The organism is Paenibacillus sp. GYB006 (assembly GCF_036577645.1).
Lineage (GTDB): Bacteria > Bacillota > Bacilli > Paenibacillales > Paenibacillaceae > Paenibacillus.
In genome coordinates this window covers 1-472 of record NZ_JARBDA010000060.1, presented here as the reverse complement: position 1 = coordinate 472, position 472 = coordinate 1, and the positions used below count along the sequence as shown (strand labels likewise).

The window sequence follows — 472 nt, the reverse complement described above, 5'->3', positions numbered from 1 at the left end:
GAAGGTGTATTTTGCAGATCCTTATTCTTCTTGGCAACGAGGTTCCAATGAGAATGGAAACGGCTTGTTACGAGAGTTCTTTCCAAAAGGAAAAGACTTCGCAGAGGTATGTGATGAAGAATTGGAACATGCCCTCCATCTCATTAACAACAGACCAAGAAAATGTTTAGGATGGAAAACAGCCCACGAATCTTTTGAGTATGAAATGTCGCACTTGGATTGACAATCCGTCTTATAAATATTGATTCATTAATAGTGAACATAAGCTATGGTCATCATGATATTAAAAGGCATCCTATACATTTCGCCTTAGTAAATTGGGTGTTTAACTTAAAAAAACGACATAACAAAAAAGACACTACCTAATGGCAGTGTCTTTATCTATGCTTGGCGACGTCCTACTCTCCCAGGACCCTGCGGTCCAAGTACCATCGGCGCTGGAGGGCTTAACGGTCGTGTTCGGGATGGGTAC

1 protein-coding gene and 1 rRNA gene are annotated in these 472 nt (G+C 41.3%); one reads left to right on the top strand and one right to left on the bottom strand.

The annotated features are described in order from the left end of the window. On the top strand, window positions 1-223 hold a 223-nt coding region (locus PV403_RS24910), incomplete at its 5' end, for an IS30 family transposase (protein WP_332086289.1). A 162-nt stretch (window positions 224-385) separates the two neighbouring features. Here the strand turns inward: PV403_RS24910 and rrf are convergent. Further along, window positions 386-472 (bottom strand): 5S ribosomal RNA (gene rrf / locus PV403_RS24905); the annotation flags it as partial.